This is a genomic window from Marinobacter mangrovi, assembly GCF_016798325.1.
Classification (GTDB): Bacteria; Pseudomonadota; Gammaproteobacteria; order Pseudomonadales; family Oleiphilaceae; genus Marinobacter_A; species Marinobacter_A mangrovi.
On the sequence record NZ_JAERVO010000004.1, the window covers coordinates 1 to 22,412 of the forward strand.

At 60.8% G+C, this 22,412-nt stretch carries 23 protein-coding genes, 1 rRNA gene and 1 other RNA gene; 22 read left to right on the forward strand and 3 right to left on the reverse strand.

The features are described 5' to 3' along the window. The 13 genes from rrf to JL474_RS13020 form a co-directional block, all read left to right on the forward strand. A 5S ribosomal RNA gene (rrf, locus tag JL474_RS12960) occupies positions 1-113 on the forward strand; the annotation flags it as partial. A gap of 411 nt (positions 114-524) precedes the next feature. Further along, positions 525-1,358, forward strand: coding sequence for a hypothetical protein (locus tag JL474_RS12965; RefSeq protein WP_203142408.1), 834 nt, complete (start codon positions 525-527; stop codon positions 1,356-1,358). Further along, positions 1,358-1,849 (forward strand): ribosomal protein S18-alanine N-acetyltransferase, encoded by a 492-nt coding sequence (gene rimI / locus JL474_RS12970; RefSeq protein ID WP_123636760.1) that lies wholly within the window; start codon positions 1,358-1,360, stop codon positions 1,847-1,849. Before JL474_RS12965 ends, rimI begins: the two co-directional genes overlap by 1 nt. Beyond that, on the forward strand, positions 1,850-2,509 hold the full coding sequence (locus tag JL474_RS12975) for an energy-coupling factor ABC transporter permease (protein ID WP_203142409.1): 660 nt from the start codon (positions 1,850-1,852) through the stop codon (positions 2,507-2,509). An 88-nt stretch (positions 2,510-2,597) separates the two neighbouring features. Further along, positions 2,598-4,178, forward strand: coding sequence for a peptide chain release factor 3 (gene prfC, locus JL474_RS12980; protein WP_123636758.1), 1,581 nt, complete (start codon positions 2,598-2,600; stop codon positions 4,176-4,178). 21 nt (positions 4,179-4,199) lie between these two features. Further along, positions 4,200-4,970 carry a TatD family hydrolase gene (locus JL474_RS12985; RefSeq protein WP_203142410.1) on the forward strand — a complete coding sequence of 257 codons (771 nt, stop codon included), beginning with the start codon at positions 4,200-4,202 and terminating at the stop codon, positions 4,968-4,970. 202 nt (positions 4,971-5,172) lie between these two features. Next, the gene (rplM, locus tag JL474_RS12990) at positions 5,173-5,601 is read left to right on the forward strand and encodes a 50S ribosomal protein L13 (protein WP_123636756.1); all 429 of its coding nucleotides are present in this window, start codon (positions 5,173-5,175) and stop codon (positions 5,599-5,601) included. 12 nt (positions 5,602-5,613) lie between these two features. Further along, positions 5,614-6,006: a 30S ribosomal protein S9 gene (rpsI, locus tag JL474_RS12995; protein WP_123636755.1), complete on the forward strand. Its 393-nt coding sequence runs from the start codon at positions 5,614-5,616 to the stop codon at positions 6,004-6,006. Between the two features lie 231 nt (positions 6,007-6,237). Continuing rightward, a complete protein-coding gene (petA, locus tag JL474_RS13000; RefSeq protein WP_123636773.1) occupies positions 6,238-6,834 on the forward strand; it encodes a ubiquinol-cytochrome c reductase iron-sulfur subunit in 597 nt (198 codons plus the stop codon). Beyond that, positions 6,834-8,066 (forward strand): cytochrome b, encoded by a 1,233-nt coding sequence (locus JL474_RS13005; protein ID WP_203142411.1) that lies wholly within the window; start codon positions 6,834-6,836, stop codon positions 8,064-8,066. Before petA ends, JL474_RS13005 begins: the two co-directional genes overlap by 1 nt. Further along, positions 8,066-8,824 carry a cytochrome c1 gene (locus tag JL474_RS13010; RefSeq protein WP_123636771.1) on the forward strand — a complete coding sequence of 253 codons (759 nt, stop codon included), beginning with the start codon at positions 8,066-8,068 and terminating at the stop codon, positions 8,822-8,824. Before JL474_RS13005 ends, JL474_RS13010 begins: the two co-directional genes overlap by 1 nt. 113 nt (positions 8,825-8,937) lie before the next feature. Beyond that, positions 8,938-9,567 carry a glutathione S-transferase N-terminal domain-containing protein gene (locus tag JL474_RS13015; protein WP_123636770.1) on the forward strand — a complete coding sequence of 210 codons (630 nt, stop codon included), beginning with the start codon at positions 8,938-8,940 and terminating at the stop codon, positions 9,565-9,567. A 60-nt stretch (positions 9,568-9,627) separates the two neighbouring features. Continuing rightward, on the forward strand, positions 9,628-10,035 hold the full coding sequence (locus JL474_RS13020) for a ClpXP protease specificity-enhancing factor (protein WP_190294993.1): 408 nt from the start codon (positions 9,628-9,630) through the stop codon (positions 10,033-10,035). A gap of 87 nt (positions 10,036-10,122) precedes the next feature. Here the strand turns inward: JL474_RS13020 and JL474_RS13025 are convergent, their stop codons facing one another. Genes JL474_RS13025 through JL474_RS13035 form a run of 3 tightly spaced genes read right to left on the reverse strand, consistent with a single transcriptional unit; the run spans position 10,123 to position 13,023 of the window. Then, on the reverse strand, positions 10,123-10,719 hold the full coding sequence (locus JL474_RS13025; RefSeq protein ID WP_203142412.1) for a D-sedoheptulose-7-phosphate isomerase: 597 nt from the start codon (positions 10,717-10,719) through the stop codon (positions 10,123-10,125). Continuing rightward, positions 10,716-11,096, reverse strand: coding sequence for a YraN family protein (locus JL474_RS13030; protein ID WP_123635993.1), 381 nt, complete (start codon positions 11,094-11,096; stop codon positions 10,716-10,718). Before JL474_RS13030 ends, JL474_RS13025 begins: the two co-directional genes overlap by 4 nt. A gap of 4 nt (positions 11,097-11,100) precedes the next feature. After that, complete coding sequence (locus tag JL474_RS13035) at positions 11,101-13,023, reverse strand: penicillin-binding protein activator (RefSeq protein WP_236012252.1); 1,923 nt, start codon at positions 13,021-13,023, stop codon at positions 11,101-11,103. A gap of 221 nt (positions 13,024-13,244) precedes the next feature. Here JL474_RS13035 and rsmI point away from each other — a divergent pair, with 221 nt between their 5' ends. The 9 genes from rsmI (at position 13,245) to mraY (ending at position 22,405) form a co-directional block, all read left to right on the forward strand. Next, positions 13,245-14,102, forward strand: a complete 858-nt coding sequence (gene rsmI / locus JL474_RS13040) for a 16S rRNA (cytidine(1402)-2'-O)-methyltransferase (RefSeq protein WP_203142414.1) — start codon at positions 13,245-13,247, stop codon at positions 14,100-14,102. Between the two features lie 53 nt (positions 14,103-14,155). Then, positions 14,156-14,514: RNase P RNA component class A (gene rnpB / locus JL474_RS13045), an RNA gene on the forward strand. A 367-nt stretch (positions 14,515-14,881) separates the two neighbouring features. After that, positions 14,882-15,334 carry a division/cell wall cluster transcriptional repressor MraZ gene (gene mraZ / locus JL474_RS13050; RefSeq protein ID WP_123635996.1) on the forward strand — a complete coding sequence of 151 codons (453 nt, stop codon included), beginning with the start codon at positions 14,882-14,884 and terminating at the stop codon, positions 15,332-15,334. Beyond that, complete coding sequence (gene rsmH, locus JL474_RS13055) at positions 15,331-16,290, forward strand: 16S rRNA (cytosine(1402)-N(4))-methyltransferase RsmH (RefSeq protein ID WP_203142415.1); 960 nt, start codon at positions 15,331-15,333, stop codon at positions 16,288-16,290. The genes mraZ and rsmH overlap by 4 nt, the downstream gene beginning before the upstream one ends. 2 nt (positions 16,291-16,292) lie before the next feature. Then, a complete protein-coding gene (gene ftsL / locus JL474_RS13060; RefSeq protein WP_123635998.1) occupies positions 16,293-16,688 on the forward strand; it encodes a cell division protein FtsL in 396 nt (131 codons plus the stop codon). Positions 16,689-16,752: 64 nt separating this feature from the next. Continuing rightward, entirely contained in the window at positions 16,753-18,465 is a 1,713-nt protein-coding gene (locus JL474_RS13065) for a peptidoglycan D,D-transpeptidase FtsI family protein (protein WP_203142666.1), read from the forward strand. A gap of 3 nt (positions 18,466-18,468) precedes the next feature. After that, complete coding sequence (locus JL474_RS13070; protein ID WP_203142416.1) at positions 18,469-19,956, forward strand: UDP-N-acetylmuramoyl-L-alanyl-D-glutamate--2,6-diaminopimelate ligase; 1,488 nt, start codon at positions 18,469-18,471, stop codon at positions 19,954-19,956. Further along, positions 19,953-21,320: a UDP-N-acetylmuramoyl-tripeptide--D-alanyl-D-alanine ligase gene (locus JL474_RS13075; RefSeq protein ID WP_123636001.1), complete on the forward strand. Its 1,368-nt coding sequence runs from the start codon at positions 19,953-19,955 to the stop codon at positions 21,318-21,320. The genes JL474_RS13070 and JL474_RS13075 overlap by 4 nt, the downstream gene beginning before the upstream one ends. Continuing rightward, a complete protein-coding gene (gene mraY / locus JL474_RS13080) occupies positions 21,320-22,405 on the forward strand; it encodes a phospho-N-acetylmuramoyl-pentapeptide-transferase (RefSeq protein ID WP_123636002.1) in 1,086 nt (361 codons plus the stop codon). Before JL474_RS13075 ends, mraY begins: the two co-directional genes overlap by 1 nt. Positions 22,406-22,412 lie beyond the last annotated feature (7 nt).

Genomic DNA, 22,412 nt, shown 5'->3' on the forward strand with positions numbered 1-22,412 from the left:
GACGACTATAGCGGTTCGGAACCACCTGATCCCATCCCGAACTCAGCCGTGAAACGAACCAGCGCCGATGGTAGTGTGGCATCTGCCCATGCGAGAGTAGGTCATCGTCAGGCTCCTAAATAAAACAGCCCCGACAGCGTAAGCTGCCGGGGCTTTTTTATTTTGGATACGTGGGTCTCTGTCACTACCACGGCCCCATGCGACCAGCGAGCCGCAGGCGAGTGCAGGACGTCGGAGCTGAGCGACGACGGGCCCGAAGGGCCGAACGCCGTCAGGCGTGAGCAAAGTAGGTCATCGTCAGGCTCCTAAATCCGAAACCCCAGCACGGTAACGTGTTGGGGTTTTTTATTGGCCATACAAAAGTGACCTGCGGCGCCGACCTGCGGGCGGCCACTCACGGCCACCACAGGCCCGGTCCACTCAAACCCAACCATCAACACATCGCCCCGAATCACGTATACTCTCCAGATCCAGCACACACCCGTGCCTCTGAAATCTGCAGCCGGAAAACGCCGTAACGCCCCATGACCACCACTGAAGCCGAGCGCCAGTACTACCTCTCCCGCATGGGCGTTCAGCTCTGGTATGCGCGTGTCCCGTTGCCAGGAGCCGCACCCAGTCCGGACTTCGACTTTACCGAACCGGAAACGGCGGAGGGCAAGAGTGCTTCCGACGCTCAGGGCGGTCTTTCCGTCCCCACTCGTGATCACCCAAAGGACGCGCCGCTTCCACCTGGTAAAAGCGTCAAGGAGCTGCTTCAGAGCATCGACGGGGGGGCAAAAAGCGGTGATTCGGCGACCCCGCCAGCGAAGCCCGCAACCGACGAGGCAACGAGCAAGGCAGGGCCCGAGCCGGACGCATCCACCCATGAATCTGTCGCCGAGAATAGCCTGGCGTCTGAGCTCGAGGTGGATGAGGCCTCACGGACCCTCGCGGGTGTCAGTGTGGATATGGGGATCTGGTGGGGCGATCAGTTTGCTCTCGTCAGCCCCGTGTCGGCAGACGTCAGCGAAGAGCTCCAGGCCAAACTGGCGGCCAATATCCTGCGTGCGATCGGTGATACCCAGATACAGCAAAAGCGACTGGTTTGGCCTGTCTTCAACAACCCGCGCGTTTTGAAGAGCGCCGACCGGGATCTGCGAATGATCCTGCACTCCCTGGCAGAGCAGGTCGGGCAGCGGAAAGTCGTTTGTTTGGGCTCGCTGAGCGGGCAGCCAGAGCAGCACCAGGCTCTTATGGCGGCCTTGTCTGAAGCCGTAGTGGAGGCGCCCGATACGCTTGCGGCATTGGCTGGAGACCACGAGAAGAAGCGTAGCCTATGGCATCGGCTGCAGGACCGTGTGATTGGGGCGCGCTAATGGGGCCGCGGCAATCCTATCAGGATGTGGCTTCCGCCACTCGCCGGGTCAGGCCGCTCGATCCCGCAGACATTCCCGATATCCTTTCGATCGAGTTGACCGGCTACTCCCATCCCTGGAGTGAGGCGCTCTTTCGCGATTGTTTCCGGCCGGACTATCGGCTTTGGGGTTTGGCCGATGAGGACACCCTGCAGGGCTATGCTGTTGTTGCCTATCTCTTTGACGAAGCCCATCTCCTCAACCTGTGTGTCGGCTCTCAGTGGCGGGGCTCAGGAGCCGGACGCCTGTTACTTCGACACCTGATTGGCGAGTCCTTTCGAGAGAAAATGTGCCGGGTGTTGCTGGAAGTCCGGCGTTCCAATGACGTTGCTATTGGCCTCTACAAAACGGAGGGATTCGTCCAGATTGGTGAGCGGCCGGGGTACTATCCGGCATCGCCTGCCCGGGAAGATGCCCTGGTTCTCGCTCTGGAAGGGCCGGGAGCCGGCTGAATGGGGCTGACGCCGGAACTGCTTGGCGCAGGTTGGCTATGGCTGATGGATGGGATCCTGCTGGGCGTGGTGGTGTTTGCGCTCTGGTCAGCCGATTGGGCGCAGCTGGCCGTCGAGCGACTCTATCAGCATACCGTCTTCGCGAGCGTGATCCTGCTGGTTCTGCTTTGGTGCGTGCGAGCGGGATTGTCGCCGGGTCTGAGCATTCATGTACTGGGGCTCACGGCGGTGACACTGGCCGTGGGATGGGCTTTTGCGATGCTGGGTGGCGTTGTCGCGTTGCTTATCATGGCTTTGATCGGTCGCGAACCCTGGTCCGCGATTGGGCTTGATGGTGTGGTCACCGTCATCCTCCCGGTTGTCGTGACCTACGGCATCGTGCTCTGGGAGCGGCGATGCGGTTTTCGTCTGTTTTTTGCCTACCTGTTTTTCTGTGGTTACTTCGGAGCGGCGATCGCCGCTGCGGTCTCCGGTACGGTCATGGTGGCCATTCTTGGTCTCGCCGGAGTCTACGACTGGCATACCCTCTACACCGAGTACCTGCGCTACATGCCGCTGTTTGTGATTCCGGAAGCCTTCGTTAACGGTGTGGTGGTGGCGAGCCTGATGGTGTTCCATCCCCAGCGCCTGGTCACGCTCGAAGAGAGTCGCTATCTGTAAGGAGTAGTCCGGGTTCGCGTCCGGGCTGTTCAGAATTTATAATGTCGGGCTTTCCAGTCCATTTGCGTCAATTCAGGCTATTTACACTATGACTTCGCTTTCCGCGGAAATCGCCAAGCGGCGGACGTTTGCGATCATCTCGCATCCGGACGCCGGTAAGACCACCATCACCGAGAAAGTCCTGCTGTTCGGCAAGGCCCTGCAGACCGCCGGCACCGTCAAGGGCAAGAAATCCGGCCAGCACGCCAAGTCCGACTGGATGGAGATGGAGAAGGAGCGGGGGATCTCCGTGACGACCTCTGTCATGCAGTTTCCCTATGCGGACAAGCTGGTCAACCTGCTGGACACGCCGGGCCACGAAGATTTTTCCGAAGATACCTATCGGACCCTGACGGCGGTGGATGCGTGTCTGATGGTGATCGACAGCGCCAAGGGTGTTGAGGAACGGACCATCAAGCTGATGGAGGTCACACGGCTGCGGGATACCCCGATCCTGACCTTCATGAACAAGCTGGACCGCGATACCCGTGATCCCATCGAGTTGATGGACGAGGTGGAAGATGTCCTGAAAATCGCGTGTGCGCCCATCACCTGGCCAATCGGCATGGGCAAGAGCTTCAAGGGCGTTTACCACCTGTTGCGCGATGAAGTCATCCTCTACCAGAGCGGCCAGGGGCATATGATCCAGGAGCGCCGCATCATCAGCGGTCTGGACAATCCGGAACTGGATGAGGCGATTGGCGCCTACGCCCAGGATCTGCGGGACGAAATCGAGCTGGTGAAAGGGGCGTCCCATGAGTTCGATCAGGATGCGTTCCTGCGTGGTGAACTGACGCCGGTTTTCTTCGGTACAGCGTTGGGCAACTTCGGCGTCGATCACATGCTCGACGGTCTGGTGGAATGGGCGCCGGCGCCGCAGGGGCGTGCAACCGACACCCGCACCGTGGAGCCCGCTGAAGACGGGTTCTCTGGTTTCGTGTTCAAGATCCAGGCGAACATGGATCCCCAGCACCGGGACCGCGTGGCCTTTCTTCGCATTGTATCCGGTCGCTACAGCCAGGGCATGAAAACCCGCCACGTCCGTATCGGCAAAGACGTACGCGTAGCTGATGCGCTGACCTTCATGGCCGGCGACCGTGAGCACGCCGACGAGGCATTTGCCGGGGACATCATTGGCTTGCACAACCACGGCACCATCCAGTTGGGCGATACCTTTACCACTGGCGAGGACATGAAGTTCACCGGCATTCCCAACTTCGCGCCGGAGCTGTTCCGCCGTATCCGTCTGAAGGATCCACTAAAGGCAAAGCAGCTGCAGAAAGGCCTGATCCAGCTCTCGGAAGAGGGGGCCGTGCAGGTCTTCCGTCCGATGAAAAACAACGATCTGATCGTCGGTGCGGTGGGTGTGCTGCAGTTTGATGTTGTGGTGGCTCGCCTCAAGAGTGAGTACAAGGTTGAAGCGGTCTACGAGCCCATCAATGTCGCCACCGCTCGCTGGGTGACCTGCGATGACGAGCGCAAGCTGGAAGAGTTCGAGCGCAAGGCGTACGACAACCTGGCGCTCGATGGCAGCGACCGTCTGGCCTATATCGCGCCAACGATGGTCAACCTGCAGCTGGCGCAGGAGCGTCACCCGGATATCCGCTTCAACAAGACGCGGGAGCACTGACGCCCGCAGAAGGAACGCCTCATGCTGGTGGATGCCCATTGCCACTTTGACTTTCCCTGTTTCGACGGGGAGCGAGAGCAGATCCTGCAGGATTTTCACGCCCAGCAGGGCGGCGGGCTGGTGATCCCCGGCGTGGAGGCGGCGACCTGGTCACGGGTCCAGGCGGTGGCCGCCGGCGATGCGTCCACGCGCTACTGCCTGGGTATTCATCCCTGGTTCGTAGACGGGCACACCGACGCCGATCTGGAACGGTTGAAATCGATCCTCTCCAGCCGGCCGGCCGATTGTGTGGCGCTGGGAGAGTGCGGGCTGGACCGGCTGCATGGGGATCTGGCGACGCAAAGGCCCTGGTTTGAGGCGCAGGTCGATCTGGCTGTTGAGTTGGCGCTGCCGCTGGTGATTCACTCGGTGCGCACTCACGATGAGGTGGCGGCCGTCCTGCGGCGCCGCCGTTTGGTGGCCCCGGTCCTGGTGCATGGCTTTTCCGGCAGTCCGGAGCAGGCCCGGGCGCTCACGGATATGGGCTGTTACCTGGGGGTTGGCGGGGTAATTACTTACTCGCGGGCGCGTAAAACCCGGCGGGCGGTGGCCGAAGTGCCGCTGGAGCGGCTGGTGCTGGAGACCGACGCGCCGGATATGCCCCCCGATGGCGTGCGCAAGGGCGACAATCGGCCAACGTACCTGCCTTTTGTATTCAAGGCATTATGTGAGTTGAGGTCGGAGCCGGAAGCGCAGATACGTGAGCAGCTACTGGCGAACGTGGAAACGCTTTACGCCACGGCCTGGTCGTGAGCAAAAAAGCCACAAGGGCTTGGCACGGGAGGTCGATTTCTATATACTGCGCGCCCTGGCTTTTCAAGGCGATGTATTCATCTCAGCCCCGAATGATGCAACGCCGGCAATATTATTAGGTCGAAGGTCTCCGTTGAGCGTGATGTGCGCTGGTTAGCGGTGGCCTTTAACGTTCGTTATACGCGTTACAAAGGCGGAATCAATGAAGACTCTGAGTGCGAAACCAGAAAGCGTTAAGCGTGACTGGTACGTTGTAGACGCAGCCGGCAAGACGCTGGGTCGTCTGTCAACCGAAATCGCCCTTCGTCTGCGGGGCAAGCATAAGCCGGAATACACGCCCCACGTCGACACGGGTGACTACATTGTTGTGATCAACGCAGAGCAGGTGCGTGTCACAGGCAAGAAGGCCGGTGCAAAAATGTATTATCATCACACGGGATTCCCGGGTGGTATTCGTGAGATCAACTTCGAGAAGCTGATCGACAAAGCGCCTGAACAGGTGATTGCGCATTCCGTCAAGGGCATGCTGCCGAAGGGCCCGCTGGGTCGCGCCATGTTCAAGAAGCTGAAAATCTATGCCGGCGCTGAGCATCCGCACGCAGCCCAGCAGCCCAAAGAACTCGACATCTAACGGAAGGCGAATATGTCTGTAGCACAAAATTACGGTACTGGTCGCCGCAAAACTTCTACGGCGCGCGTATTTATCAAGCCGGGTAGCGGTAACATCACCATCAACAATCGCACCATCGAGCAGTTCTTCGGTCGTAAGACCCTGCAGATGATCGTGCGTCAGCCGCTGGCCCTGACCGAATCTCTGGAGCGTTTTGACATCAAGATCACCGTCGAAGGCGGTGGCACCAGTGGACAGGCCGGCGCGATCCGTCACGGTCTGACCCGTGCACTGATGGACTATGACGAAACGCTGCGTCCGACTCTGCGTCAGGCGGGTTACGTGACTCGTGATGCCCGTAGCGTCGAGCGTAAAAAAGTGGGTCTGCGGAAAGCGCGTAAGCGTCCTCAGTACTCCAAGCGTTAATTGGCACTCTGGTGTCAAAGAGAAGCCCGGCGTTGCCGGGCTTTTTTTTGTCTGGAATTCAGGGGGCCGTTAGCGTCGAGGCGCCTGATGTCGCCGTGCGACACGGATTGCCAACTTGTAAGGGTCAGGGTATTTAACTACTATTTTCAACAACTAAATTTCGGGTTGTGAAGTCTTACGATGTGCGGCCTGTAGGGACAGCTTCGCATCGCCTGGTGGGAGATAACCATAATGAATAATGGCGACGTGAGCCGAAGCCGGCGCCGCTTCCTGATTGGTGCTACGTCTGTCGTTGGGGGTGTGGGTGTCGTTGGGGCGGCTGTGCCGTTCGTGGCGTCCTGGAATCCCAGCGCCAAAGCCGAGGCGGCAGGAGCCCCGGTCTCTGTCAGTATCGACAAGATCGAGCCGGGACAGCAGGTGACTGTTGAGTGGCGCGGCAAGCCGGTCTGGATAGTGCGACGGACCGACGAAATGCTGGACAACATCAAGAAGCTCAACGACACGGTCAAAGACCCGCAGTCCAAAGAGGCCTCCCAGCAACCTGAATACATCGAGGGCATCTACCGTTCTTTGAAGCCGGACATCGCCGTGCTTGTCGGTATTTGTACCCATCTGGGATGCGTGCCCACCTATCGGCCGGAAGTCGCGCCTCCTGATCTGGGGCCGGACTGGCTGGGCGGCTTTTTCTGTCCGTGTCACGGCTCGCACTACGACCTCGCCGGCCGCGTCTATCAGAGTCAGCCCGCGCCACTGAATCTCGAAGTTCCGCCTTACCGTTATGACTCGGAGACCACCCTGACCATTGGTCTTGATCCGGAGGCTGCGTGATGCAAAAACTCATTCAATGGATTGATGCCCGGCTTCCCATTGTCGACGCATACAACAAGCACCTGGCCCAGTATTACGCGCCCAAGAACTTCAACATCTGGTACTTCTTCGGCTCGCTGGCGATGTTGGTACTGGTGAACCAGTTGGTGACCGGCATCTGGCTGACCATGAGCTACAACCCGACCGCAGAAGGGGCGTTCGCCTCGGTCGAGTACATCATGCGGGACGTGAAGTGGGGCTGGTTGTTGCGCTACATGCACTCCACGGGGGCCTCTGCCTTCTTCATTGTGGTGTACCTGCACATGTTCCGTGGCCTCATGTACGGCTCCTACCAAAAGCCGCGAGAGCTGATCTGGATCTTCGGTATGCTGATCTACCTGGTGCTGATGGCCGAAGCTTTCATGGGCTACCTGCTGCCATGGGGGCAGATGTCTTACTGGGGCGCACAGGTGATCGTCAACCTGTTTGGCGCCATTCCCGGCATCGGCGACGACCTCTCGCTGTGGATTCGCGGTGATTACCTCATCTCCGGCATCACGCTCAATCGCTTCTTTGCACTGCATGTGATCGCGCTGCCCATCGTACTGTTGGGTCTGGTGGTTTTGCATATCCTGGCGCTTCACGAAGTGGGGTCGAACAATCCGGACGGCATCGAAATCAAGAAGAACAAGGATGAGAACGGCATCCCCAAAGACGGTATCCCTTTCCATCCCTATTACACCGTTCACGATATAGTCGGTGTGGCGGTCTTCCTGTTCATCTTCTGCGTCGTTGTGTTCTTTTTCCCGGAAATGGGCGGTCTGTTCCTGGAGAAGCCGAACTTCGAGCCCGCCAACCAGCTGAAAACCCCTGCGCACATTGCGCCGGTGTGGTACTTCACGCCGTTCTACGCCATGTTGCGCTCGGTGACGGTGGACCTGTTCGGCCTGCCGGCCAAGTTCTGGGGTGTGGTGGTCATGGGCGCCGCGATTGCCATTCTTTTCGTGCTGCCCTGGCTGGATCGCAGCCCGGTGCGCTCGATGCGCTACAAGGGCTGGATGAGCAAGGTTGCCCTGGCCATCTTTGCCATTAGCTTCATCGTGCTGGGCTACCTGGGCATCAAGCCGCCGAGCGCCCTGCGCACCGGTCTGGCGCAGGTGCTGACGACGCTGTATTTCCTCTACTTTATCCTCATGCCGTTCTATACAAGGATGGAAAAAACGAAACCGGTTCCGGAGAGGGTGACAGGGTGATGAGAAACATAATTGCGGGTCTCTTCCTGATCTGTTTGCCGGTCCTGGGTATGGCGGCCGGTGAAGGCAGCATGCCCCTCGATCACATGGAGCCGGATCTCTCCAACAAAGCCTCGTTGCAGCGGGGGGCGGCCTTGTTCACGAATTACTGCATGGGATGCCATTCCATGCAGTACGCCCGTTACAAGCGGGTGGCGAATGACACGGGGATCCCGGAGGAGCTCTACGAGGACAACCTGATCTTTACCGATGCCAAGATCGGTGAGTTGATGAAGAACAGTATGGACAAGGACCAGGCCGAAGCCTGGTTCGGCAACCCGCCGCCGGATCTGACACTCGAGGCCCGCCTGCGTGGGACGGACTGGATCTACTCCTATCTGCGCGGTTTCTACAAGGACGATTCCCGCCCCATGGGCGTCAACAATGTGGTTTTCGAAAACGTGGGCATGCCCCATGTTCTGGTGAATATGCAGGGGCTGTGCGCCGTGAAGCCGGAAATCGGCCACCAGTCGCGCATCGATCCGCTCAGCGGCAATGAGGTGAACGATACCGCCTGCCCGGAGTGGGCGATCGAGGGAACCATGGATCCCGGCGACTTCGACGCCGCCATGTACGATCTGACCAACTTCCTGGCCTACATGGCTGATCCGGTCAAGCTCCAGCGTGAGCGGCTGGGGATGTTTGTCCTGATCTTTATTGCCATCTTCTTCGTGTTTGCTTTCCTGCTCAATCGGGAGTACTGGAAAGACGTACACTAAAGAATCAGGTATAATCCCGCTTTGCAAGAATTCCAGTAGGGCGCAAGTCAGCCCGCTGGAATTTTGCGTTTAGCCATTTCATCTCTGTGTATCTGCAATCGTGGAGTAGTTCTATGGGCGTTGTGACCAAGCGGTCATCAATGACGTTTTTTTCCGATCCGGCGAGCCATTACAGCCACCGGGTGCGTATCGTACTTGCTGAAAAGGGCGTCACGGTGGACGTTGTCGACGTGGATCCCGATAACCCGCCGGAGGAACTCTCCGACCTGAATCCTTACAACGCGCTGCCCACGCTGGTTGATCGTGATCTGGTGCTCTACGAGCCCAATATCATGATGGAATACCTGGATGAGCGTTTTCCACATCCGCCGCTGTTGCCGGTCTACCCGGTTGCCCGTGCCAACAGCCGTCTGATGATTCATCGCATCCAGAAAGACTGGTGTGGCCTGGTCGACCAGATCCTGGCGCAGCCAAATGCCAAGGCCTCCGATGCCGCCCGCAAGGAGTTGCGCGAAAGCCTGCTCGCCACGGCACCACTGTTTGGCGAGATGCCGTACTTCCTGTCTGAGGAATTTACCATCGTTGACTGCTGTATCGGTCCGATCCTGTGGCGCCTGCCGGCCCTGGGAATCGAGCTTTCCGAGAAGCAGGCCAAGCCCCTGATCAAGTACATGGAGCGTTTGTTCCAGCGTGAGGGGTTCAAGGCGAGCCTGTCTGATCTCGAAGAAGACATTCGCAGCTAAGCCGAACCCATGTATTTTCGAGCCTGAGCGGGAGGCGTTATGTCTGAGAAGGCATTCAGAATGACAGCAAGCCGGCCCTACCTGGTGCGCGCTTTCAACGAGTGGATTCTGGATAACAACTGCACGCCCTACATCCTGGTGGATGCGGGCGTGCAGGGTGTCCAGGTGCCGGCGGAGCACGTGGCCAACGGTCAGATCGTCCTCAACATCAGCCCCAGTGCGGTGAAAGGATTGATGATTGGCAACAGCGCCCTTGAGTTCAACGCGCGCTTTGGCGGCGTTCCCATGCAGGTGTCGGTACCGATGGTCGCGGTGCTGGCCATCTACGCCCGCGAGAACGGCGAAGGCATGGTGTTTGGCAGTGAGCCGGGCACGCCGGATCCAGATGGAACGGGTACGGATTCCGGTGACGGGCAGAGTCAGCCCGAACGCCCATCCGGCAAGCCCAGCCTCAAAGTGGTGAAATAAACGCCAGCCATGGCGCAGGATGAATGGATGCTGAAAAGCCGACCCTCGGGTCGGCTTTTTTATGGGCGAAAGATTGTCGCGATCGGCTCAGCCGCCGAAGATCTTCTGGTCGATCAGGGCCGAGAGGGCGTTCATGATCACGACAAATACCCCGGTGGCCTGGGCATTGCCCAGATTGTGCAGGGCTAACTCATGGTCGTCCGGATGGAGCAGCGAGGTGACGTCGGTCTTTTCCCGGGCGCTGAGAACCACCACTCTCATGCCGCGGTCGTGGGCCGCCTGGATCGCCTGGATCAGGTTGGCCTTATGACCGTCGTCGACCACCACGAACAGCGTATCGCCGTCTTTGCCCAGGGCTCTCACCTGCCGCGAGAAAGTCTCATTGAAGCGATTGTCCCGGCAGATGGCGGAGAAGGTGGTGGCGTCCGCACCCAGATTAATCGCCGGTAAGGCGGGGCGATCCTGGTCGAAGCGGTTCAGCAGGTTGGTGCAGAAGTACTGCGTCAGGCAGTTGGCGCCGCCGTTGGCGCACATCAGGATCTTGGCATCGGTCAGCAGTGATGCCACCAGCGTATCGGCGACCGCATCCAGTGCAGGGCCCACTTCGGCCGCGGCATGGGCGGCATTTTCCATGTGCTCGGCGAACATGGCGTTGATCAGCGAATCGGCAGATTGTTCAGTCATGATGAGGCATCAAAAGCATTCTTGATCCAATGGGCCTGATAGCGGCGTAAACGTCCCGGCTGGATGGCGATGACATCGAAGCGACAGGGATATTGCCATAGTTGGTGCCGCTGCAGGTAGTAATTGGCGGCTCGAATCAGGCGTTGCTGTTTGCGTGGGGTGACCGACTCCATGGGATTTTCGTAACTGGTCGTCCCGCGATAGCGGACTTCGATGAAGACCAGTGTCTCGCCATCCCGGGCGATGATGTCCAGCTCGCCACCCCGACAATGAAAGTTGCGTCCAACGATGTGCAGGCCTTTGCGTGCCAGGTAGCGAGCAGCGGCCTCTTCGGCTTGCTCGCCCTGCTTGCGCCGACCGTCCCTGGTCTCGCGCATGGGGTTACTCGCTGGTTGGCGCCGTCGCGCCGGTCGCCGGCGCGGGTGTTGTCCTGTCAATGGCTGCGTCGCGTGAAGGTGCGTCCTGGCGCGTTTCATGCGCTGGCTCGTCAGTGACCGGTTCGTCCAGCGGTGCCGGGACGCCCTTCTGGAAAATCGCCCAGCCCTGTTCCCGGCGTACCAGGCCGTCCGGCGTCATGCTCAGTGTCCCCGTCAGCCCGTCGACGTCGCTGCCCTGGACCTGCGACAGCAGCTGCAGCTTGGAGGACAGGGCATAAGCGTCCATGCCCATGGCGAACAGGCGTCCATAGCGTTGGGTGACGTCGGGTAACGCGGCGCTGGCCCGCTGGCGACGTTCGCTGTCCGGATTCAGCATCCACGGGATGTCGGTGAAACGCACCCGTTCCAGGTCGCCATCACGACTCGGGTCCGGCTGGCCGGTGTAGATCGTGGAGGGCGAGTAAACGGGCAGGTCGCCACCGAAATAGAACGCAAACAGCGGGTTGAACTGACGGCCGATCGTCGGGGACGCCACCAGCACGATGGCGTCGATGTCCTGCCGGCGGCGGGCTTCGAACTCCACGTTCTGGGCGATGGTGTGCTCGATGGTGATGGCCCGCTGACGGCTCTGGTCGATGCCGAACAGGTCCGCCACCGTCTTGCGCAGATTTTCGTTCGGGTCGTAACGAACGGCGTTGAGGATTTTGCCGCCATCCTGGTTCATGCGCTGGATCAGCGCACTTTCCACGCGGTCTCCCCAGTCGCCCCAAGGGATCAGGGCAACGGCTTGCGTGCGATCATCCGCCATCAGGCGATCCGCAATCTGACGAGCTTCGTCTTCTGCAGACAGGCCGTACTGATACAGTTGATCCGGATGCGACTGGCCGTCTTCCAGATAGTTCAGGGCCAGCACCGGCGTTGGCAGGGAGGCGCGGTCGGCGACCTTGGCCAGGGCGGATTTGTCGAGCGGACCGACGATCAGGTCCGGCTTGGTTTGCTGGATGCGGTCGTAGAGCGCATCAAACGCCTGATCGTTGGTGTCGAAGACCTGGATGCGGGTTTTCGTGCCCTCATTGCGCTTGTCGTCCTCATAGAAGGCGGCAAAAAAACCATCGCGAATGGCTTGACCTGCTTCGGCCAGCGGGCCGCTGAGGGGCAGTGCCAATGCAATGTGCCCGGGGCGCTCTTCCGAAAGCGTGATAATCAGGCGCAGTTCGCTGGGCAGCGGGTTGGCTGCCGGATGATCCGGCCAGTTTTTCTGCCACTGGCGAATTGTGCGGCCCTGGGTGTCCAGCGTCACACCGGGCTGGCGCAGGGACAGGGCCAGCTCCAGCCAGCCCTGCTGCTCGTAGCCGATGGCGGTCTGGGCCGCCGCGTTCAGTTGACTGTCCGGCGCCCGCTTGAGCAGCTGCCAGATCCGATCGTTGTCGGCCAGAGTGCCGCCATTGGGACGAATCGGGCTGGAGGCAATCAGTGTCTGTGCCGCCTTCAGGTATTGCCCCGCAAGTTCGAAGGTGCTGGTTTGCAGGCGTGCCGCCTGGGTCTGGCGGTTATCGGGATACTTCGAGAACTGATCCACCGGCAGGACGTCGGCGAAGTCCGCGGCCCAGCCCCGGTCATCGAGCGCGATGATGCTGCCCATGGCCAGCAGACGATACTGGTTGAGCGTATCCCCCTGAGCCTTGTCGAAGGCTTCGCTGCGCAGGATGGTGCGGGCGTCCTTATGACGGTCGGCGTCCTGGTAGCGGGCGGCGGTGCTCAGAAGACCACGCAGGGCGGTATCGGAATAGCCGGAGGATTCGGCAATCGCCAGCGCGCCCTCCGGAGTGTCAGCCTGGTCGGGCTGGATGCCCATGGGGGTGCAGCCGGCCATCAAGACGGCCAGGGCCAGGAAAAACGCAGGGCGAAGGCGAAGTAACTCTCTCATCGTCATGCAATGCTCACAGTAGGGCGAATGGTTCGGAATTCCGCGGCCGCAACCGATCCCGCGGGACGTCCTGCCATGCCGCCGCTTGTGGTGCCGGCGGAACATGGGCATCATGCCGGAAATTTGCCAAGAAGCGAGTTTACCAGTTCGCCGTGGATTTCTCATGACGTCGCTGTCATTCGCAAACCCGGCGTGCATCGCGCAACTTCAGGAAAGACACCATGCCCGAAAGTGCTGCTGACTGCGGCCTTCTTTATATTGTGGCCACCCCCATCGGCAACCTGGGCGATATCAGTCAGCGGGCGGCCGATATTCTGGCCAGGGTGGATTGTATTGCTGCAGAGGATACGCGCCACACGCAACGCCTCCTGCAGGTGCTGGGCCTACACCGGCCTCTGGTGGCCCTGCATGAGCACAATGAGCGCGAGCGTCATGAATCGGTCCTGCAACGCCTGCGACAGGGTGAGTCAGTGGCGCTGGTTTCCGATGCCGGCACACCGCTGATTTCCGATCCGGGATTCATCCTGGTCCGTGCCGCGCGCGAGCAGGGGCTGACGGTGGTGCCCATTCCCGGTCCCTGTGCCATCACCACGGCCCTCAGTGCGGCCGGTCTGCCAACGGACCGGTTTACTTTCGAAGGATTTCTGCCCACCAAGCGTAAGGCGCGGCTGGACGCTCTCAAGGCCTTGCGGCACGAATCCCGAACCCTGGTCTTCTATGAAGCGCCGCATCGCATTCGGGAAACGGCGGTGGCGCTGGCCGAAGCCTTCGGTGCCGAGCGCTCTGTGGTGCTCGCCCGGGAGCTGACCAAGGCGTTCGAAACGTTTTACAGCGGGACGGCCGAGGATGTGGTCGAGCAGCTCGCCGAGGACGATTACGCCGAGAAGGGCGAGTATGTGGTCATGGTGGCGGGCGCGCCGGTGTCGTCGGAGGATGCCGCCACCGAAATCGATCCCGATGAGCTGCTGACGGTGCTGCTGCGCGAGGTGCCGGTCAAGGTGGCGGCGCGGATGGCGTCCGAGCTGACCGGCTTGTCCCGCAATGAGCTTTACCAGAGGGCGCTCGCCCTGAAGGCGTGATGTTGCGGTCTTTTTCGCTTGCACGCCTGGGGCGGGCGGCGTATTGTCTCGCCTGAGCTCGCCGGGCAGTCGCCGCCGGCCGCCATTGGCGGACGGGGGAGGAAAGTCCGGGCTCCACAGGGCAAGGTGCCAGGTAACGCCTGGGCGGCGTGAGCCGACGGAAAGTGCAGCAGAAAGGAAACCGCCTAAGCGCCTTCGGGCGCCGGTAAGGTTGAAAAGGTGCGGTAAGAGCGCACCGCGTGACTGGCAACAGTTCACGGCGATGGTAAACCCCACCTGGAGCAAGACCAAATAGGAGTCCGATGGCGTGGCCCGCGCTGGACTCGGGTAGGTTGCTTGAGGCTTGTGGTGACGCAAGCCCTAGATGAATGACTGTTCTCGACAGAACCCGGCTTACAGGCGAGCTCGCTTTTCTTTTCTTCCGTGTGATCTCTGTTGTTCGAATTTCCCTCCTGATATAGCGAAAAATTCTTACTCCTCAGGTTTTTTGTATAAATAGTGCTTCAGCTACTTGATTTATCGAAGGTTCTTGTCTCCATTTCCGAGTAGCTTCTCCTCTTCTCCTTCTAAACCCTTGTCATAACAGGAAGTTTTACAGGTGGGCCGCCTCTGACGGCGCTTGCATTGTATTTTTCGTGTTTCTATAGTGTGCAGAAGTGGGAAAAAGTGGATAGAAGTGGTTTTTTGTGGTTTTTGGAGGGCGAGAGTGGGAAAATTGCCCGCTCTTGATTTTGGCCCCGGCGATCCAGCCGGTTTGAGGCCAGCAACTGGCAGCATTTATGAGCAACTTTCTCGGCAGTCATGCCATCAACATGGACGCGAAGGGGCGCATTGCGATCCCGACCCGCGTGCGCGAGGAGCTCGCCGAAGTGTGCGGCGGCCGCATCGTGTTGACGGCCAATGCCGACGAGGAGCGTTGCCTGCTGGTTTACCCCGAGCCGCAATGGGACGAAATCCGCCCCCAGATTGAGGCGTTGCCGAACATGAACAAGGCGGCGCGCCGGCTGCAGCGCAAGATGCTGGGCCACGCCACGCCGCTGGAACTGGACGGTGCCGGCCGGGTGCTGGTGCCGCCGACGCTGCGCAGTTACGCGCGGCTGGAAAAGAAACTGATGCTGGTCGGTCAGGGTAAAAAGCTGGAGCTGTGGAGCGAAGAGCGCTGGTTCGCATGGCTGGATGAGTCCGAGGATGACGACGATATGCCGCCGGAGATGGAGTCACTTTCCCTATGACCGCGCAAAAAGGCGCCTCACCCAAGCATCTTTCGGTGCTCTTGAGTGAGGCGGTCGACGCATTGGTGGTCCGTGCCGACGGGCGTTATGTCGACGGAACCTTCGGGCGCGGCGGCCACAGTCGCCTGGTCCTGGAGAGGCTTTCCGACGGCGGGAGGCTGCTCGGGGTGGACAAGGACCCCGAGGCCATCGCAGTCGGCAGGGAGTTGGCGCAAGCCGACTCCCGTTTTCATATTGGTCACGGCTCTTTTGCCGAGCTTGAACGGTTTCTGATGGAGAGCGGCTGGCAAAGCATCAGCGGCATGCTGATGGATCTCGGCGTGTCATCGCCACAACTGGACGATGCCGCGCGTGGTTTCAGCTTCATGCGGGAAGGGCCGCTGGATATGCGGATGAATCCCCAGCAGTCGCCCAGTGCGGCGGAGTGGCTCAACAGCGCGCCGGAAGCCGAAATCGCGGATGTCATCTGGCGCTACGGCGAAGAGCGTTTTTCCCGCCGTATCGCGCGGGCCGTCGTGGCGCGGAGGGCGGAAGAGCCGCTGGCGACCACCCGCGAATTTGCCGAGCTGATTGCCGGCGCCGTGCCCAAAAAGGAAAAGCACAAACATCCGGCGACACGGACATTTCAGGCCGTGCGCATTTTTATTAATCGGGAACTGGAAGACCTGGAAGCCGGCCTGCAAACCGCGGTCGATCACCTCGAACCGGGCGGCCGTCTGGTGGTGATCAGCTTCCACTCATTGGAAGACCGCATCGTCAAGCGGTTCATGCGGGATCTGGCGCGAGGGCCTCAGTTGCCCCGCGGGTTGCCGGTGACGGCCGATCAGGCGGCATCGGACTTCCGCCTGATCGGTAAGGCCGTCAAGGCAGAAACAGACGAAGTGACCGACAACGTTCGGGCCCGGAGCGCCGTCATGCGTGTCCTGGAGCGTCGGTCAGGGAAGAGTGAGGTATAGCAATGGCAGCGGTAACGATTGAACGGCCCCAGGTCCAGACCCGCAAGCGTCTGCATCCGGAAACCATGAAGGCCGGCGTCAACACGGCCATGCGCCTGTCGCGCCGGATTTTTGCCGGACTGTGCCAGCGTCATGTGCTGATTTCTGCGGGCCTGGCCAGCGTGCTGGTGTTCTCGGCGATCGGCGTCGTCTACAGCGCCCACGAGAACCGGGTGCTGTTCAACGACCTGGCCCAGCTACAGGCGCAGCGGGATGGATACCAGCGGGAGTGGAGTCAGCTGCTGCTGGAGCAGAGTGCACTCAGTGCCCATAGCCGCGTCGAGGCGCGGGCTTCTCAGGGCATGGACATGGTTGTGCCCGGCAAGCAGGACATTGTCTTGGTGCAGTCGCAGCCATAACAACGATTATATCGAGCCGTCAGGGTAGGGAAACGTGTCCACATCGCAGTCGACACCCAGCACCATGCAGAAGCTGAAAGCGCGTCTGGCCGGTTGGCGTCATGCCACCGTGCTGGGCGCGTTTGTGCTTGTCATGGTGGCGCTGGCGGCGCGGCTGGTGCAGTTGCATGTGGTTGATCAGGATTTCCTGCGGCGCCAGGGCGAAGTCCGCACCGTCCGCACCGAGACCATCGATGCCCATCGCGGCATGATCACCGATCGTCACGGTGAACCGCTGGCGGTCAGCACCCCGGTTCAGACCATCTGGGCCAACCCCAGCGAAATGGATCCCAACGATCCCCGGATTGCGCCACTGGCCCGGATGCTCGGCGTCAGTGAGGGCGACCTGCGATCGCGTCTGAAGCGTTATGCCAGTCGCGAATTCATCTACGTCAGTCGCAAGATCCAGCCGGGTCTGGCGCGCAAAGCCATGGCGCTGGATATTCCCGGGATCTACAGCCGCCGGGAATACCGTCGTTACTATCCGACCGGCGAAGTGACCGCTCACGTCGTGGGCTTCACCAATATCGACGAGCACGGTCAGGAAGGCATGGAGCTGGCCTACAACGACTGGCTGTCCGGTGAGCGCGGCAGCAAGCGGGTGCTGAAGGATCGGCGTGGCCACGTCATCAAGGACCTGAGCCTGGTCAAAGACGCCAAGCCGGGTCGCAACCTGGAGCTCAGCCTGGACCTGCGGCTGCAGTATCTGGCTTACCGGGAGCTCAAGGCGGTCGTACAGGCCCATCATGCCCGGGGCGGAACGCTGGTGGTGCTGGATGTGGACACCGGCGAGGTGCTCTCCATGGTGAATCAGGGGTCATACAACCCCAACGACAGGAGTCAGCTGGACCCGGCCAATCTCAGGAACAAGGCCATTACGGATCTGTTCGAACCCGGATCGACGATAAAACCCATCACGATGGCGGCCGCCCTGGAGGCCGGTGTGGTGACCCCGAAAACCCGGATCGATACGAATCCGGGTTATCTTCGTTTTGGGCGCTACACCATCCGGGACACCAGCGACCACGGCGTGCTTGATCTCAAGGGCATCATTGCCAAGTCGAGCAACGTGGGAATGAGCAAGATTGCTGCGAAAATGGGGGGCGATCCGATCCGTGACATGTTCCTTAGCGTCGGGCTCGGGCAATCCACCGGTATCGGTTTCCCGGGCGAGGCCGTCGGCGTGCTGCCGGCCCCTACCCAGTGGCACCCGGTGGAAGTGGCGACCCTGTCCTACGGCTACGGACTCAGCGTCAATGCGCTGCAATTGGCAGAGGCCTATATGGTCCTGGCCAATGGCGGTATCCGCTATCCGCTGAGCCTGATCAAGCGGGATGAACCACCCCAGGGGCAACGCGTCATTCCGGAGCACATTACCGCCCAGGTGCGGGAGATGCTCCAGGCGGTGATTGAAGACGGTACCGGCAAGCGCGCCCAGATCGGTTTCTACGAGGCGGGCGGCAAAACCGGCACCGTCCACCTGGTCGGTCAGCACGGCTACGAGGACAGTGAGTACAAGGCTATTTTCGCCGGCATGGCGCCTGTGGATAACCCCCGCATTGTGTGTGTTGTCGCTGTCGATGCGCCCAAGGGTGGGGAGTATTATGGAGGGGAAGTTGCCGCTCCCGTCTTTTCCCGGGTCATGGGTGACGCGCTGCGTTTGCTGAACGTGCGCCCGGACCTCGATGATAATCCTGTGGCATCCCAGCCACGGGACACATCCGGGGGCAGGGGGTAAGCCATGAGCATGACATCCCTGAACCATCTCCTGACCGGTATCGTCGACGTTCCGTCGGTATTCGATGTCACGATTCATGGGCTGACTGCGGATAGCCGCAAAGTTCAATCCGGCGATGCCTTCGTGGCGATCGCAGGCGCCACTTCGTCAGCGGATCACTATGTGGCCGATGCCATTGAGACGGGCGCCGTTGCCGTCCTGCTCGACGTGGATGACGCCGAGCCGGCCTGTTACGAGCAGTCGGGGGCTCTGATCGTGGCCGTGCCGTCGCTGAAACAACAGATGGGCGTCATTGCCGATCGATTCTATGGATCACCGTCCAATGAACTGGATGTGATCGGCGTGACCGGGACTAACGGCAAGACGTCGGTGACCTATTTCGTCAGCCAGCTGCTGAGCGCCGCCGGCCACAGTTGCGGCATCATCGGCACGCTGGGTTACGGCGTGGGCGGTCAGATGGCGCCGGCGACCCATACCACGCCCGATGTGATCACCATCAACCAGGCGTTGCGCAAGATCCGCGTTTCCGGTGGCAAGGCCGTGGCGATGGAAGTGTCGTCCCATGCGCTGGATCAGGGACGGGTGAACGATGTGCGCATTCGCGGCGCCATTTTCACCAACCTGACCCGGGATCACCTCGACTATCACGGCAGTATGGAGGCCTATGCCGAGGCCAAGAGCCTCCTGTTCCGTCGTGATGGGCTCGAGTTCGCCGTGATCAATTTTGACGATCCGTTCGGGCGTCAGCTCTACGGCCAGCTGGACGGGCTATGCGACCGGGTCCGCTATAGCCTGCACGAATCCCAGACCGAGCTGTGGCTGAAGTCGCTGACCGCCCATGCCGATGGTTTCGACGCCACCTTCGACGGCGCCTGGGGTGAGTTCTCGCTGTCGGCGCCGCTGCTGGGAACGTTTAACGTCAGTAATGTGATGGCGGCGATCGCCACCGCGTTGCAGCTGGGGCTGTCGCGGGATGACGTGGTCTCGGCCGCCAAGAAATTGATGCCTCCGCCGGGCCGGCTTGAAGTGTTTGCCGGTGCCGCCGGCATTCGCGTGGTGGTGGACTACGCCCATACCCCGGATGCGCTTCAGAACGCCCTGCAGGCTCTCAAGCCGCATGTGGAGGGTGATTTGTGGTGCGTCTTTGGTTGCGGGGGGGACCGTGATACCGGGAAGCGTCCGGAAATGGCGTCCGTTGCGGAAAAACTGGCGGATCGCATCATCGTGACCGATGACAATCCCCGCACCGAAGACCCGGGGGCCATTGTCAGTCAGATCATGGCGGGATTCGCCAACCCCGGCCGGGCCGAGGTGATCCACGATCGGGAAGCCGCGATCCGGCAGGCGGTTTTCGAAGCCCTGCCGGGCGATGTGGTTCTGGTGGCTGGAAAAGGGCACGAAACCTATCAGGAAATCCAGGGCGAGCGGCACGATTTCAGCGATGCCGGCGTCGTGCGTCAGGCGTTGGTCGACAGGGAGGCAGAACAATGATGCAGCGGTTCACCCTCCAGGATGCGGCCGAGATGGCCGGTGCCAGCCCGCAATCGGCGACCGTTGAATTCAGCGGCGTGTCGACCGACACCCGGACGATCAATCCCGGGGATCTTTTCGTCGCCCTGCGCGGTGATCGATTCGACGGCCATCTCTATGTGCTGGATGCGGCCCAGGCGGGTGCCGTGGCGGCGGTGGTCGATCAGCCGGTGGACGGCGTCGCGATCCCGCAACTGGTGGTGGACGACACCCTCAAGGCGCTGGGTCGCCTGGCGCTGGGCAACCGGCTGGCCAGTTCGGCCCGCTGTGTGGCGGTCACCGGTAGCAGCGGCAAGACCACCGTCAAGGAAATGCTGGCCAGCATCCTGCGCCACCAGGGTGAAACCCTGGCCACCCAGGGCAACCTGAACAACCACATTGGGGTGCCGCTGACCCTGTTCCGGTTGTCGCCGGAACATCAGTACGCCGTGATCGAACTGGGTGCTAGCGGGGTCGGCGAGATCGCCTATACCGTCAACCTGGCCCGACCTGAAGTGGCGATGATCACCAATGCCGGTGAAGCCCACCTGGAGGGCTTTGGCAGCTATGAGAACATCGTCGAAGGCAAGGGTGAAATCGTGGAGGGTGTCGACCTGGATGGTGCCGTCGTTCTCAATGCCGACGACCCGGCCTGTCCGATCTGGCGCAAGCGCGCCGGCCAGCGCCGGGTGCTCACGGTGGCAACGACCGACGATAAGGGCGCGGACTATCACTATCGTAATGTTCGTTCAGAAAATGGCCAGGTGACCTTCGAGGCAGTCGGTCCGGGCGGCTGGATTGCGCCGGTGCGACTCAACCTCCCGGGAACCCACAACTTATTGAATGCATTGATGGCCATTGCGGCGACCCGCGAGCTGGGCGCCACCGACGACGCCATCTATCGCGGGCTGGATGAATTAAAACCCGTTAAAGGTCGACTGGAGCAGATTGAGTTACAGTCCGGCGTCAATCTCATCGATGACAGCTACAACGCCAATCCCACATCGATGAAGGCGGCCGTGGATTACCTGTCCCGACAGCCAGGCACGGGCGTGGCGGTGCTCGGATGCATGGCCGAGCTTGGCCCCGACGCCCATAAACTGCATGCCGATATCGGCACGTTTGCCCGTAAGCAGGGGGTGTCGCATCTGCTGGCGGTCGGACCCAATACCGACGGTTACCTCGCCGGTTTTGGCGAAGGCGGCCAGGCGTTTGCCACCCACGACGAGGCGGTGGCTTGGCTGCTCGCGCACCAGGCGGCGCCCATGACCATTCTCGTAAAAGGTTCTCGCAGTTCTGCCATGGATAACGTGGTCAGAGCATTGATCAAGAAGGTGAAAGACTGATGTTGCTCTGGCTAGCAGACTTCCTCGCGCAGTATTTTGACGAGCTGACGGTCTTCCGTTACCTCACCCTGCGAGGCATTCTCGGCGTGCTGACGGCACTGCTGATCGCATTGATTATCGGGCCCTACATGATCCGCAAGCTGGGTCAGTACCAGATTGGTCAGGCGGTGCGGGACGACGGCCCGCAAACCCACCTGAGCAAGGCCGGTACGCCCACGATGGGGGGCTCGCTGATCCTCGTGGCGATCGCGGTCAGCACCCTGCTCTGGGCCGACCTGACCAACCGCTATGTCTGGATCACCCTGCTGGTGACGCTGCTGTTCGGGGCCGTCGGCTGGGTGGACGACTATCGCAAGGTGGTCGAGCGGAACCCGCGGGGCCTGCCGGCACGCTGGAAGTATCTCTGGCAGTCCGTGATTGGCGCTGGTGCGGCTATTGCCCTGTTCTATTCATCGAGCCTGCCGCAGGAAACATCGCTGTACCTGCCGTTCTTCAAGAACGTCAGCATTGTGATGGGGCCCGCCGCCTTTATCCTGCTGACCTATTTCGTGATTGTGGGCAGCAGCAACGCCGTCAACCTGACTGACGGACTGGATGGGCTGGCGATCATGCCGACGGTCATGGTGGCCGCGGCCCTGGCCATCTTCTGTTATCTGTCCGGCCACGCGCAATTCGCCTCTTATCTGCTGATCCCGCACCTGCCGGGCAGCGGCGAGCTGATCGTGTTCTGTGGTTCTCTGGTCGGCGCCGGGTTGGGCTTCCTCTGGTTCAACACCTATCCCGCCCAGGTCTTTATGGGCGATGTGGGCGCGTTGGCGCTGGGTGCCGCGCTGGGTGTCGTGGCGGTGATCGTTCGCCAGGAGTTGGTGCTGTTCATTATGGGCGGCGTGTTCGTGATGGAAACGGTTTCGGTGATCCTGCAGGTGGCATCCTACCGCCTGACCGGGCGGCGCATCTTCCGGATGGCGCCGTTGCATCACCATTTTGAATTGAAGGGCTGGCCCGAGCCGCGCGTCATCGTGCGGTTTTGGGTCGTGACGGTGGTTCTGGTCCTGGTTGGACTGGCCACGTTGAAGATTCGTTAAGCGGTTG